This is a genomic window from Sinosporangium siamense (assembly GCF_016863435.1).
GTDB lineage: Bacteria > Actinomycetota > Actinomycetes > Streptosporangiales > Streptosporangiaceae > Sinosporangium > Sinosporangium siamense.
Genome location: NZ_BOOW01000010.1, coordinates 213,928 through 227,007 on the forward strand (window position 1 = coordinate 213,928; position 13,080 = coordinate 227,007).

The window sequence follows — 13,080 nt, forward strand, 5'->3', positions numbered from 1 at the left end:
GGAAAAATCCGACTAGTGGAGATCGGCCGCCTCGATCGGCTAAGCTGGTTGGGTTGCCCACAGGGGAAAGAGGGCCACGGGGACGCCGTCCCGCCGGATAAGAGGGCCACCCGGCGGTATGAGATAAGTCGTAGAGTGACGGAAATAAGCCTGAGTATAAGACTAATACCCCTGGCTCGACCGTCACGATAGGGCATTCAACTTTGACAGTGGAATGCTGGATTTATGGCAATGCTGCCCGCTTCCTACCCCCTCATGGGAGCTGTGCTTCTATTGTTCGTCAGTGCCGCCTGGGGGTCGGCGTTCCCACTGATGAAAGACCTCATGATCCGTATGCCCGTCGAGGACCTCCTCGCCGAGCGTTACGGGGTCGCCGCGGTGGCGCTGTTCGCCCTCAGGCCGCATTCGCTGTTCCGATTACCCCGGGCCACCTGGACAAAGGGGGTGCTGCTCGGCTTGATGTTCGGCGTCGGGCAGACCTGCCAGGCCGTCGCCCTCAGCGGCCTCCCGGCCTCGGTGTCCGGCTTCGCCGTAGGCTGCAACGTCGTCATGACGCCGGTCCTCGGTCTGGTGCTGCTCGGCACGCGACTACCCGCCCGCACCTGGCTGGGAGTGATCCTGGCCATGGCGGGAGTCACCGTCTTCACCCTCCTGCGCGGAGTGGAGGGCAGCGAGATCTCCCTCCTCGCCCTCGGCGCCACCCTGTTCGCGGCGGCGCTCTACTCCGGCCACACCCTGGTGCTCGGACGCGTCGCCGGCCCCCAGGAGGTCTACGCCCTGACCGTCATCCAACTGGGCACAATCGGTGTCATGACCGGCCTGCTCGCCCTCCCCGACGGTCTGACGCTGCCGTCCGGCGCCGGAGACTGGTGGATCATGGTCCACCTGGCCGTGGTCTCCTGCGCGCTCGGCTTCCTGGCGCGCTCGCTCGGGCAGGTCTACGTCGCCCCCGTCCCAGCGGCGATCCTGCTCTCATCGCAACCACTCTGGGTGGCCGCACTCGCCGCCACCCTGTACGGCGAAGCCATCACGTGGAGCATCGTCATCGGAGGCGGGTTGACCTTGGCCGCGATGCTGCTCGCCGTACCCGCCGGGGACAAAACGGGGAGCAGAACCGGGGACAAAGCGCACACCCCACCGCCGACAGTGGCCCCGGCGGCGGAGCGGGAGGAGGTCGTCCACCGCGCCACGCAGGTGTTGTCGACGCTGCTCCACGCACGCCCGGATCCCGGCGTGCCGACCGCGGGCGGCGGGAGCGGGCCCACACTGCCGCACCCCACACTGCCGCCCGAGATCCCCGTCCCGCGCGAAGGGCCGTCGCACGGCGACGTCGGTCCGGTGGTGCTGCACGCGCTCGCCATCGTCAGGGCGAGGAGCCCGCAGGGGGAGATCGATCCCCTGCCGCTGAGGGAGGAACCGTGCCGGCCGGACGGCGAGACCCCACTGTCCGATGATTTGCCGGAAATGACGGACCCTGCGGTGACGGACAGGAATCATCCCATCGCACAGGGGTCGATGTCAGAGGAGTCGTAAGATCGGGCAGGGGGTGGATCTTCCCGAAAACGGACGACCGCCTGCTCTGCCTTATCTCCAGCTATCTGTGAAGAGGGTGGGAAATAAGAAACAGATCGGAGCGTGCAGGTTGTTCGCACAGGTATGAAATCGACAAAGCACCACATCTGTGCTAATTCACTCATGGCCGAATATTCGAGCCTGTTAGTTCTCCGCGCTCGTTGTCAGCGCTTCCTGGATTGCGGCGGAGCATACAAGGTGCGAACAATCATTTCTGTCCGCAAGGAAAAGGGGGGTTTGATGAAGAGGATCATCGTGGAAACCAGGGACCGTCCGGCTCTCCGGCACTTCCGGCGTCATCCACAAAGGGTGATTGATTCCCACCACCACCGGGTTCGGGGGGCGCTCGCGCGCGACAGTCTCACCCTGATCGCGAACCGGGCTCTCACCCCTCCCCTGACACCTGTGGTGAACGCGCACCGCCGCCTCCAAGGGCCATACACCGCTGCCGCCGCGCACGGCACAGCCATGCTGGACGCCCGCCACCCTGACCCCCGGAGCCGTGACCTCGGCCGGGGCCACCGGCTGGAGCAACGCACGCTCTTGCCGACCCCCTCGAACGTGCCTCCAAGCTGGGGTCCGACCTCAACGGCCCGGCTCTGGCCGAACTCCGGCATGGAACCGCCGTACCTCACTTGAACTGGTCGAATCCGCCCTAGACCTCACCGCGGGTGAACTCGCACCACGACATCCTGTGCACCGCACGGTCCTGCTCGCCAACCGCGCGATGGCACATTGGGCGTTGGGGATAAGCGATGAGGCCGTAACCGACCTGCAACTGGCATATGATTTGGATCCGCACGATCCAGAGATCGCCGACGCACTCGTAGGTGGTGGTTTCCCCCACTGAGATGAAGGGCCGTGCCTCAGACAGGAAACAAGTTTCCGCCGGAGATGTGCACCCGGAGGAGAATCTTCCGCCTTGATGAAAGATCTCAGTGCCTTAGGAGAACGATTTCCCACCCCCGGCACCCGCGCACCACGGCCGACGCGTCTCACACGCAAGCAAAGCGAAGGCGGCCGACGGGGTCGGGCCTTCCCTCAGGCGCAGGCGCGGCCGAACGCCCCGAGTAGCTTCGCCTGCGCATCGGCCCCCGGCGGCGGCTTGACCCGGGGGCCGATCACCCCGGCACCCCGATAAGAGTCCTCCGAGTCCGCGAACCACCGCGCACACTGCTCCACCAGCTCCGGATCGAGCCGATCACTCACCCCGATGGCACGCGCCAGATCCCACGAGTGGATAAGGGCGTCGGCGAACAACTGGCTTAGATACTCGGCCGCCGGAACATCACCGAAAGACAGATGTGCCGTGCGATCCAGCACCCCTTCCTGCCGCACCGCCTCCGTCGCCTCTATAGCCGAGGCGTCGAACGCCTTCACCGGCTCGTCCCCCAGCAGATCGCCGTCGAGGGCGCTGCCCACCTCCGCGATCGTGCGTCCACCGAGAAGCTCCGGCACCCAGAGATTCTCGGTGACCATGTGGTTGACCAGCGTGCGCACATCCCAGTTCGTGCAGGGCGTCGGATCGTCCCACTGGTCGTCGCGAATGGCGTGCACACGAGTGCCGAATCCGTGCAGAGCCCGATCATGGGCCTCGCGGATGTCAATCATGACCGCTCCTCCCCACACATTCATGCTATGCGTGAGGCACCGAGCAGACGCTCGACGACGGCAGGCAGTTCAGGGGGCTCCACGTCGGCCAATGCGTGTATCTCCGCCGGTGAGAACCATCCATAACCCATGAAGGTGTCGTTTTCCTCGGCTGTGAATGTGGTGGGAGCCGCCCGTGGGGTCCGGTCGAAGACCGCCAGATAGAACCTTTCCGCTTTCACAAAGCGCTCCCCGAGCCACCACGAATCCCGATCCACCGAAATCCACGTCTCCGACACGGCCTCCCCCGGCAGCCCCGTCTCCTCCGTCAACTCCCGCCGCGCCGCATCGATCGGCGTCTCACCCGCCTCCAGGCCACCGCCCGGCGGCTCCCAGAAGACCTTCCCGCTCACGGTGTCGTGCCACTGCATCAACAGAACCCGCCGCTCGCCGTCCACACAGATCACACGAGCAGCAGGACGGTCATTGTTCACCACAGCCTCCCAGGGGTTAGTACGGCGCAGCCGGCCCGATGACGTGGGCCGGGGCTGAAAAAGGCATACGAGGGCGGTAATCTTCGCAGGCATGAGCTCCGAATATGTGCTGACGTTGTCCTGCCCCGACCGGCCCGGGGTGGTCGCCGCGGTCTCCGGACTGCTCGCCGCACACGGATGCAACATCATCGAGAGCCAGCAGTTCGGCGATCGCGACGCCGCACGCTTCTTCATGCGCGTGCAATTTGCCGCCACCCTCCCCGAGGACGATCTGCGCAACGCCTTCGCCGGCCTCGCCCCCGAGTTCGGCATGGACTTCAAGCTTCACGACGTGGCCGTCAAACCGCGCGTCCTGGTCATGGTCAGCAAACTCGGCCACTGTCTTAACGACCTGCTCTACCGCGTGCGCTCCGGCCTGCTCGGCATCGAGATCGTCGCTGTCGCCTCCAACCACCCCGACCTGCGACCGCTCACCCAGTCCTACGGCATCGACTATCACCACCTGCCGGTCACCCCTGAGACCAAGCCCCGCCAGGAGGCCGAGGTCCTAGCCCTCGTCGAGCACTATCAGGCCGACCTCGTGGTCCTCGCCCGCTACATGCAGGTGTTGTCCGAGGACCTCTGCACCAAGCTCGCCGGCCGAGTGATCAACATCCACCACTCGTTCCTGCCGTCCTTCAAGGGCGCCCGCCCCTATCACCAGGCCCACTCACGCGGCGTCAAACTCATCGGCGCCACAGCGCATTACGTCACGGCCGACCTCGACGAGGGCCCGATCATCGAGCAGGAGGTCGCCCGTGTGAACCACACCCACTCGGCCGACGACCTCGCCGCCGTCGGCCGCGACCTCGAATGCCTGGCCCTGGCCCGCGCCGTCGCCTGGCACGCCCAGCAGCGCATCCTCTTGGACGGTCACAAGACCATCATCTTCCCCCGCTGACAGAGCGGGTTCTTGTGCTTCTTGTGCGCCGACACGACGTGTCGGCGCACACGAGGGGAGCTAGCGGCTCAGGCCGGTGTAGTGCGCGAGGAAGGCGAGTTGGTCAGCAGCCAGCTCGACGGTCTTGCTGACCGCGCGGGCGCCGTGGCCGGCCTCGCTCTCGTTGCGCAGGAGGATGGGCCGGTCAGGGTTGGTCTGCACGTGCTGGAGGGCGGCGCACATCTTCCAGGCGTGGAGGGGGTGCACCCGCGTGTCGGAGTTGAACACCGTGAACAGAGTGGCCGGATAGGTGACGCCCTCGCGGACGCGGTGGTAGGGCGAGTAGGCCAGAAGCCACCGGAAGTCCTCGGCCTTGTCGGCTGAGCCGTATTCCACGTTCCAGGTGGCCCCGAGGCCGAACTTCTCGTAGCGGATCATGTCGAGCAGCGGCGCGGAGCACGCGACCGCGGCGTAGAGCTCGGGCCGCTGGGTGAGGGCGGCGCCGACGAGGAGGCCGCCGTTGGAGCCGCCGGAGATGCCGAGCCGGTCGGCGGTGGTGACGCCGGTGGCGATGAGGTGTTCGGCGGCGGCATGGAGATCGTCGAAGACGTTCTGCTTGTTGCCGAGCATGCCCGCGCGGTGCCACTCCTCACCCTGCTCGCCACCCCCGCGAAGCTGGGCGATGGCATAGGACCCGCCCGACTCCACCCAGGCGAGGATGGAGGCGGAGTAGCCAGGCGTCATGGAGAGGCCAAACCCGCCATAGCCGTAGAGCACGGTGGGGCGGGGCCCCTGCCGGCCGGGCGGGGAGATGAGGATCATGTGCACCTGCGTGCCGTCCTTGGAGCGATATGTCACGTGCTCGGTGTGCACGTGAGGCACCTCCACGGCACCGGGGGAGGCGGCCCACAACGTGGTCTCACCCGTGCGCGCGTCGTAGCGCTGGACCGACGGCGGCGTGACGTTGTCGGTGTAGGCGAACCAGGCTTCGTGGCCGCCTTCGGGCCGCTCGGTGAGGCCGCCGATGGTGCCGAGACCGGGGGTGGGCACTTCGCCGGTGCGGGCTCCGGTGGTGAGGTTGTGCACCGTGACCTCGCTGATGGCGTGCCGGGTCCACACCACGAGCATGATCGGCGACGGCAGGTCGTCGAGGACCGCGAAGTCCGACAACACGGCCTCGGGGTCCTCCGGAATGAGGTCGCGCCACGACTCGTAGCCGGGTGTGGTGGGATCGGTCACGCAGATGCGGCCACGGGGGGCGTCCCGGTCGGTGAAGACATACATCTTGCCGTCGCGGCCGAAGTAGAACCCGCTTTGGGCGTCGACGTCCTGCTGCACGACGGCGAGCGCCGGGGCCTCGGGCGATGACGCGGTCAGATCGGCCAGCCACAGGTCGTTGCGCGGCGCCGTGCCGCGGGACGCGGAGATCGTCAGCCATCTGCCGTCGCGGGAGACGGTGACGCCGTAGTAGTTGGTCTTCTCCATGCCGTCCCCGAAGATCAGGGTGTCGGCGCTGTCGGGCGTGCCGACCCGGTGGAGATAGACCCTCCGGTGATATTGCTCCTCGCCCGCCGGCACCTGGTCGCTGGGCAGTCTCCGCACGTAGTAGAAGGACTCGCCGCCCGGCATCCAGGCGATGGGGGAGTAGCGGCACCGGTCGATGGGGCCTTCGAGCCGGTTGCCGCTTTCCACGTCCATGACGTAGAGATTTGACTCTTCATCGCCACCGACCGAGATCTGGTAGGCGATCAGCCGCCCTTCCTTGTCGGGTTGCCACGAGTCGAGCGTGGTCAGGCCGCTCGGGTCGAGCTTCATCGGGTCGAGAAGCACCTGCTCGGCGCTGTCGCCGACCGCGGTGTAGAGCACCGCGTGCTCCTGGTCGGGGGTGCGCCGCATGAAGAAGCGGCGCTCGCCTCGCCACACCGGCGGGCCGATCGTCCCCGACCGCATCAGCTCGGCCACCCGCCCGCGGAACCGCTCGCGCGAGGTGAACCCGTCGACGGCATCCTCGAAGAGGGTGTCCTGGGCGTCCAGCCACTCTTTGCTCGCCGGGTCCTCCGGTGACTCCAGCCATCGGTAGGGGTCGGGCACGGGCGTGCCGTGCAGCATGTCGACGACATCGTCACGGCGGGCGGGTGGGTACGGCTGTCGGGTCATGTCTCGCACCTTATGACGTGGCGAGCGCAAGCGGCGACTGCCGTAGGGCATAGCCGTGTCGGGCAGGTGTCCTGGAGGGGGAAGCGCGGATGAAAATTGCTTAATCCGCAGGTGACAGGCGCCTTAAACCATGATTGAAAAGTCTTCAAACCGGGCATAAATCACACCAGGCGTCTCTCCCGTTGTATCCAGCAGGATCTTATGGGGTGGCGGGGACGCCATTGGAAACGCCAAACTTGGTGGAGGACGGTGCCGTGGTGACCATCCGCTGGGCCGTCCGGCGGAGGTCCTCGTGACGGATGCACCAGGGGCCCAACAAGGCGGGCCGCCACCTGGGTCGCGTGAGAGCGCGGCCCCCGATATGTCGCATGCGGCGGGAGAGGCCCGCTGATGCGCCAAGTTCTCCTGCTCAACGCCACCTACGAGCCGCTCACCACCCTGTCCATGCACCGAGCCGTGGTGCTGGTGATCAGGGAGAAGGCGGATGTCGTCCACCGCGACGGGCGGGGCGCCGTGCTGCGTTCCGCGACCTGCGTGGTTGATGTGCCGTCGGTGATCAGACTTAAGAGATATGTGCGCATCCCCTTCCGGTCGCGCATCCCGCTCACCCGGGCGGCCCTCATGCGCCGGGACGACTACCGGTGCGCCTACTGCGGCCACCGGGCCGAAACCATCGACCACGTCATCCCCCGCTCCCGCGGAGGCCCCCATACGTGGGAAAACTGCGTAGCCTCGTGCATGCAGTGCAACCACCGCAAAGCCGACAGACTCTTGGAGGAGCTGGGGTGGACGCTCAACGTCGCCCCGGTGGTGCCACGAGGCGCTCACTGGAGGCTCATCGGCGCGGGACTGGTCGGAGACCCTCTGTGGGCGCCCTACCTCGCGGAGAACGCGGCCTGACCGTCAGTGCGACCCGTCCTGCGGCCGGTCCGGCGACGGACCGGCCGTCTGGGCGCTCTTGAAGGCCCGTGACCTGCTTCCCGCTTCCCGCCTCTCCCTGCGCGCGGTGGGCTGCTGCTGCCTGCCGGATGACCGGGTGCACAGCGCTTCAGTCACCGCCGCCCGTTCTGCGGGTGCCACGCGGCGGGACGGCTCGGCCCGCTCGCCGGGGGCCGCACCCGTCCGGGCGGGGCGGCGGCACTGGCCTGGACTTTGATCCCCGGCGCCTACGCGCAGAGACATGAGGACTTACGCGACTGCTGTCCACCCAAACCAGGCGGGATTTGATCAGTCAGGCTGGGGATACCTGGCATGCGGGCTCACACGACGACCACGGATAAGAATCTAACTATGACTTGGAAATTCACCTCCAATATCGCTGATCTTCCGGAGAAGGCAGAAAAGTGGCTTCTGCGGGCTCCGGTGCATAACACCGTGCTACTCACGGTGTTCAATGCGATGCGAGCAGGAGTGTGGACCGAGAACCTGCTCGTGGCCTGGCACGAACAAGACGGCGAGATCGGCGGAGTCGCCTGCCAGACGCCCCCGCGAGGACTGCTCCTCGGCCAGATCCCCGCCGCCCTGATCCCCTCCCTGGCCGCCGAACTGATCGATACAGAACGCCCCTTGCCCGGCGCCGGTGGCCCGTTGCCCACGGCGGAGGCGTTCGCCGCCAACTGGTGGCGCCCCGAAAACGGACGCATCACCCAACGCCTCTACCGCCTCGACAACCTCCGCACCCCCTCCAGCCCGGCCCCCGGCCGCATGCGCATGCCGGCGCCCGCCGAACTGCCGCTCCTCACCGCCTGGACGATCGAGTTCGAACGCGAATCCGGCCACGACGACGGCGGCGACCCCACCCCGGTCGTCGCGAGCCGCCTCACCCGCGAAGAACTCATCTGGTGGGAGACCGGCACCGGAGAACCCGTCTCATTCGCCGGCGTCTCCCAGCCCATCGCCGGCATGTCCCGCATCGGCCCCGTCTACACCCCACCCCAACACCGCGGCTCCGGGTACGGCACAGCCGCCACCTACGCGGCCACCAAACTGGCCATGGAACGGGGCGCCTCCGAGATCGTGCTGTTCACCGACGTGAGCAACCCGACCTCCAACCGCATCTACCAGTCCCTCGGCTACCAGCCGGTGACCGACTACGCCTGGATCACCTTCGCCTGACCACCAACCGGATCCATCGGCCGGCCGGCTACATGTGGATCACCTAGGCCCGGCCGTCAAGCGGATCCATCGGACCATCGGCCGGGGACCGACTGTGCTTGGATCACCTTGGCTCGACCGTCAACTGCGGTGGTAACTCGGCCTCGCCATCTGGGCCTGGTCCTCGTGAGCACCGTCCCTGACTGCGTATGAACCTCCGACGCCGTCTCCTTTGCCGTGCCCGTTCAGCCGGCCCTGCAGAGTCACGCAGCCACCGTTTGGCGACCGGCCAAGCCGAGATCACCTTCTCCCGCCCCTCCCTACCGTGGCCCCACCACCCCCAAGCCGCGTAACCTTTGGGCATGCCGCGATACGACTACCGCTGCCGCGCCTGCGGTTCCACGTTCGAACTCAGCCGCCCCATGGCCGAAGCCGACGCCCCGGCCACGTGCCCCGACGGCCACCCCGACACGGTGAAACTCCTGTCCACGGTCGCCGTGACCGGTGCCGCCTCCGCCCCCCGAGCCACAGGCGGCGGCGGTGGCGGATGCTGCGGCGGAGGATGCTGCGGCTAGGGCCCGCTTCAGAGATAGATCACATGAGTGATTTACTTCTGGCGTCCTGTCTCGCCGGAGCTCAGGCAGTCTCATCGATCACGAGGCACCTTGTCGTTGTCTCACCGACCTGAAGCATGATCACTGTCCTGGGTCAGAAGCTCGTCCAGCAGCCGGTAGTAGTACAACCGCTCTTCCTCGATGTGGTCGACGAGACCATAGGCGGAAAGGAACCCCTCCCAGGCCGCCGGGCCGTGGTCCTCTGACAAATCCCTGTGGACAATGGCGAGGTCGCGGTACCGGTCGGCCACACCCAGCGCCGGGACATCGATGACTACGGCCTCTCCCGAGGCAGGCAGCAGCACGTTGGAGAGGGTGTAGTCCCCGTGCGCGACGACGAGGTCCTCGACGCGCGGGCGCGTGACCAGCAGTCGTTCGTAGATCGCCTCAGGAGTCAGTCCGAGATGGTCGGGGTCGAAGTCGTCCGGGTCCACGAGGCCGTCGCGGATATTGGCGCCGGCGCGTTCGAGAACCGCCGGCAGTCGGCCGTCGAAGGGGCACTCGGCGATGGGTAACTCGTGCAGCATGCGCAGCGTCCGGCCTAGCACGGCGCCTACGTCGGCGGGTGCGGCGGCTTCCAGCGACGGAGCGCCTACGTCGGCGAGAACGAGAGCAGGGTCTTCGAAGGCGACCACCTCAGGGATGGGTACGCGTCCGTGAAGCCAGCACAGTCGCAGGTGCTCAGCTCTGGCGAGGGGTCCGTGTTTGACGTAGAAGACCTTCGACCCCGATATGACCCGCAGGGCCGTACCACTGGCTCCTTCGTGATCAGTCGACCAGGAGGCGTCCTACTCGACTAGCCGGCGAAGTTGTTCTGGGAGCGGCCTAGATCCCATTCTCCTCCAATCTGATGCATCGCCGGTGCTCCACGCCATGCCTCAAGTTCAACGAGACAGGACTTCTGGGATGATCTTTGGGTGGGGAGTGGGGACTTGCCCGCCGCGCAGTGGGCGGTCCTGGCGCCACTGCTGCCGGCCGGGAAGAAGCCGGGCCTTCCCGCCGGCCCCAGATCTCGGTGTCAGGACCGAGCACTGCTTGTATCGACCGCTGGGAACAAACCCTGCTTTGCGGCAGCGGACCTCCCGGAGCTGCTGCGCTGACGGAGGTTCACCGCAGAACGATCACCACCGAGGCGTCCGCCACTACCTCACCGACGAGACCTTCCCCGCGGGTCCGGAGGAAGAGATCGACGAGCACCTCGCCGTGCCCGACTGCTCTAGCCGCGGAAGTGGTCGGGCGATCTACCCTTAACCAGGGGCTCTTCCGAGAGGTTGGAACAGCGGCGGGGATCTCGTGCAGGCCGCGCCTGTAGCCTCTCCCCGTGACTCTTCCGAGAGGTCGGAACACTCAGGGTCGGCAGCAGTTCGTCCCGCGCTCCCGCGTCCTCATCGCCCTTCCTAAGGGTCGTAACAACATGGCCATGGCCGTGCCGTCTCTCCCAAGCACGGCCGGGTCCTGATCACCGTTACCTTTTTGATCAACCGACGAGAGTCGGGGAGCCAGGTCACCCGACCCGGCATGACTTGCGTTGCTTCCACCTCGGAGTCACCGCCTCCGACCAAGGTGACGTGAGGCTGCGCTCAACCAGGTTTTGGTAGGGGAGATGGCTACGCATGTCTCCCGTCGTCTACCTGGCTTCGCCGTACATCTCTATTGGGGGGTGGAACCGGAGTTGGGAGTAGTCGGGCATGTCGATTTTGTTGAGGGCGCGGGTGATGAGGGTGGCCACGCGTTCCACGGTGGTGATGCCGGCGGCCATGGTGGGGCTGCGTTCCGAGAGGACGGCGATTAAGAGGTCGTGACCCGGCCAGGTGAGGCGGCCGATGCTGTTGACGGTCCACAGACCGCCTTGGGACTGGGCGGGGAGCCAGCCGTTCTTCAGTGCGACGATCGTGCCCTTCGCCGCGCCCGCGCTCACGCCCCACGCCTGGGTCGGGGTCACCGTGGTCATGAGGCGCATCGCATAACGGCGGTGGGGCTCGATCAGGGGGCCCTCGGGGTCGGACAGCACGTCGAGGAGTCTGACCTGGTCGGAGGGGTGGCTCAGGGTTGCGCCCCAGAGGAGGCCGGTGCCGGGGCGGGTGTTGTGGATGCCAAGGCCGGTGAGCACCCGGCTCAGGCCCTGATGGCCGCCGATCGCGGTGTAGAGGCGGTGGGCGGCCACGTTGTCGCTTTGCCTGATCATGCGGGACGCGAGGGTGCGCTCCTCACGGGTGAGTGTGCGCCCGGCCTGTTGGGCCTGGAACAGCAGCGCGGTGAGGATGTCGACCTTGGCGACGCTGGCCAGCATGAAAGCCGAGTCGTCGCGGAAGGAGTAACCGACCCCGGTGGCCCGGTCGTAGGCCGCCGCGGCGACTGTGCCCGGACGCGACCGCGCGAAGCGGTTGAGCGCCTGGTTAAGCCGCCGCCGCCCCGAATCGGGCATCTCCAGGTCGAGTGCCCGGCTTGCCGGGGTGGCCGGCTCCGAAGGGGAGGACACAGCGGCCGCAGGTGAGGCGACCTCGCCGCATCCGGACACGGAGATCATCAGGCCGATGAGGAGGAACACCCCCGAAATCTTCATGCGCGGGAGTGTTGCAGCCGGGCACGGGCGGGCTGAGGCGTTAGCCCGGGGTTTTGCCTCCCCTATCCCCGAGCGTGACGGGAGACCCGCCCGGCTCCGCTTCAATGGCCACGATCAGTTCGGCTGCCAAGGGTGCCTCTTGGCCTGGTGGCAGCAGATCTGCCCGGTTCCGTTTCAACGGTCACGGCCAGTTCGGCCGCCGAGGGGTCATCCCGGCATGGTGCCGGGAGACCCACCCGGTGCCGCTTCAACGGCCACCGTCCGCCCGGTTCGCACCGGGAGGTACGGCAGAGCCGGCCTTATGCGGCCATGCGCTTGCGTCGCTGGAACGGCAGGAAGCGCTCGGCCACGTGGGGGCGGGCCGGCACCGTGGTGGGCTCGACCGCGATCAGCCGGTCGAAGCGGAACGCGCGGATGCCGTGGCGGAGGCGGCACATGCCCACGAGATACCAATAATCGCGGTGGACGAGGCAGGTGACCGGGTCGACCTCGCGCACCGTGACGCGGTCGGCCGCGTCGCGGTAGTGCAACCGGACGACCAGGCCGCCGGTGATCGCGTCGGCGACCAGCCGGGCCCGCGAGGCGGTCTCGGCGGTCAGGGGAGCGGTGAGCGTCGCCAGCGTGGAGGCGACGACCTGGTCGCCGGGCTGGAGGTGCTCGAAGGCGTGGCGCAGGCCCTGGCGGGCGGTGTGAGCCTGGGGGCCGGTGCCGAGATGGGCCAGTGAAAGAGCGAGGGCGGCGATCTCGGCGGTGGTCAACGTGTGGGCGTCGGGCTTCACGTCGTTTGCCATAACCCAAGAATAGAGATCGGCACCGACAATTTTTCGAACACATCCTCGACAGATCCCAGCCGTATGTCAAGCCACTCAAGTCACAGCCCCACCAAGAAGTGGAGATTTGGGGAGGGCGCTGTGTCCGGGAATCTCAGGCACGAGACCAGCGGCCTTGGCACTCCCAGGTCGCGCAAGGCGGGGGTTGGGAGTGCAGTGCCCCTTGGGGGCTGAGACCGAGGCGTGAGCCGGAGTCGAGTTCGGTGTCGGTGCCATGTGAAGGGTGGCCGGGACAGCCTGAGGCCGG

Annotated in this window: 10 protein-coding genes and 1 pseudogene; 5 read left to right on the forward strand and 6 right to left on the reverse strand. The window is 67.1% G+C overall.

Annotated elements, in window-relative coordinates; all coding sequences use genetic code 11:
* The first annotated feature begins 255 nt into the window (after window positions 1-255).
* Complete coding sequence (locus Ssi02_RS09275; protein WP_275410637.1) at window positions 256-1,533, forward strand: DMT family transporter; 1,278 nt, start codon at window positions 256-258, stop codon at window positions 1,531-1,533.
* Between the two features lie 1,080 nt (window positions 1,534-2,613).
* On the opposite strand, the gene Ssi02_RS09280 is transcribed toward Ssi02_RS09275, so the two are convergent.
* On the reverse strand, window positions 2,614-3,183 hold the full coding sequence (locus Ssi02_RS09280; RefSeq protein WP_239128738.1) for a TIGR03086 family metal-binding protein: 570 nt from the start codon (window positions 3,181-3,183) through the stop codon (window positions 2,614-2,616).
* A 20-nt stretch (window positions 3,184-3,203) separates the two neighbouring features.
* Complete coding sequence (locus tag Ssi02_RS09285; RefSeq protein WP_239128739.1) at window positions 3,204-3,656, reverse strand: NUDIX hydrolase; 453 nt, start codon at window positions 3,654-3,656, stop codon at window positions 3,204-3,206.
* 91 nt (window positions 3,657-3,747) lie between these two features.
* Between Ssi02_RS09285 and purU the strand changes: the two genes are divergently transcribed.
* On the forward strand, window positions 3,748-4,596 hold the full coding sequence (gene purU / locus Ssi02_RS09290; protein WP_204023545.1) for a formyltetrahydrofolate deformylase: 849 nt from the start codon (window positions 3,748-3,750) through the stop codon (window positions 4,594-4,596).
* A 60-nt stretch (window positions 4,597-4,656) separates the two neighbouring features.
* On the opposite strand, the gene Ssi02_RS09295 is transcribed toward purU, so the two are convergent.
* The gene (locus Ssi02_RS09295) at window positions 4,657-6,732 is read right to left on the reverse strand and encodes a prolyl oligopeptidase family serine peptidase (RefSeq protein ID WP_204023547.1); all 2,076 of its coding nucleotides are present in this window, start codon (window positions 6,730-6,732) and stop codon (window positions 4,657-4,659) included.
* A 390-nt stretch (window positions 6,733-7,122) separates the two neighbouring features.
* Here Ssi02_RS09295 and Ssi02_RS09300 point away from each other — a divergent pair, with 390 nt between their 5' ends.
* The 3 genes from Ssi02_RS09300 (at window position 7,123) to Ssi02_RS09310 (ending at window position 9,401) form a co-directional block, all read left to right on the forward strand.
* On the forward strand, window positions 7,123-7,632 hold the full coding sequence (locus tag Ssi02_RS09300) for an HNH endonuclease (protein ID WP_204023548.1): 510 nt from the start codon (window positions 7,123-7,125) through the stop codon (window positions 7,630-7,632).
* A gap of 498 nt (window positions 7,633-8,130) precedes the next feature.
* On the forward strand, window positions 8,131-8,847 hold the full coding sequence (locus Ssi02_RS09305) for a GNAT family N-acetyltransferase (protein WP_239128740.1): 717 nt from the start codon (window positions 8,131-8,133) through the stop codon (window positions 8,845-8,847).
* A 341-nt stretch (window positions 8,848-9,188) separates the two neighbouring features.
* On the forward strand, window positions 9,189-9,401 hold the full coding sequence (locus tag Ssi02_RS09310) for an FmdB family zinc ribbon protein (RefSeq protein ID WP_204023552.1): 213 nt from the start codon (window positions 9,189-9,191) through the stop codon (window positions 9,399-9,401).
* A gap of 101 nt (window positions 9,402-9,502) precedes the next feature.
* Here Ssi02_RS09310 and Ssi02_RS09315 read toward each other — a convergent pair.
* From Ssi02_RS09315 to Ssi02_RS09325, 3 genes and pseudogenes are all read right to left on the reverse strand, one after another.
* Window positions 9,503-10,195: pseudogene (locus Ssi02_RS09315) on the reverse strand (aminoglycoside 3'-phosphotransferase); the annotation flags it as partial.
* An 872-nt stretch (window positions 10,196-11,067) separates the two neighbouring features.
* Entirely contained in the window at window positions 11,068-12,003 is a 936-nt protein-coding gene (locus Ssi02_RS09320) for a serine hydrolase (RefSeq protein ID WP_204023554.1), read from the reverse strand.
* A gap of 299 nt (window positions 12,004-12,302) precedes the next feature.
* Window positions 12,303-12,794, reverse strand: a complete 492-nt coding sequence (locus tag Ssi02_RS09325; RefSeq protein ID WP_204023563.1) for a WYL domain-containing protein — start codon at window positions 12,792-12,794, stop codon at window positions 12,303-12,305.
* Window positions 12,795-13,080 lie beyond the last annotated feature (286 nt).

Excerpts from the sequence above, each read along its gene's own strand:
- Ssi02_RS09275 (WP_275410637.1), top strand. The coding sequence starts at position 256 with ATGGGAGCTGTGCTTCTATTGTTCGTCAGTGCCGCCTGGGGGTCGGCG.
- Ssi02_RS09280 (WP_239128738.1), bottom strand. The coding sequence starts at position 3,183 with ATGATTGACATCCGCGAGGCCCATGATCGGGCTCTGCACGGATTCGGC.
- purU (WP_204023545.1), top strand. The coding sequence starts at position 3,748 with ATGAGCTCCGAATATGTGCTGACGTTGTCCTGCCCCGACCGGCCCGGG.
- Ssi02_RS09295 (WP_204023547.1), bottom strand. The coding sequence starts at position 6,732 with ATGACCCGACAGCCGTACCCACCCGCCCGCCGTGACGATGTCGTCGAC.
- Ssi02_RS09300 (WP_204023548.1), top strand. The coding sequence starts at position 7,123 with ATGCGCCAAGTTCTCCTGCTCAACGCCACCTACGAGCCGCTCACCACC.
- Ssi02_RS09305 (WP_239128740.1), top strand. The coding sequence starts at position 8,131 with ATGCGAGCAGGAGTGTGGACCGAGAACCTGCTCGTGGCCTGGCACGAA.
- Ssi02_RS09310 (WP_204023552.1), top strand. The coding sequence starts at position 9,189 with ATGCCGCGATACGACTACCGCTGCCGCGCCTGCGGTTCCACGTTCGAA.
- Ssi02_RS09320 (WP_204023554.1), bottom strand. The coding sequence starts at position 12,003 with ATGAAGATTTCGGGGGTGTTCCTCCTCATCGGCCTGATGATCTCCGTG.
- Ssi02_RS09325 (WP_204023563.1), bottom strand. The coding sequence starts at position 12,794 with ATGGCAAACGACGTGAAGCCCGACGCCCACACGTTGACCACCGCCGAG.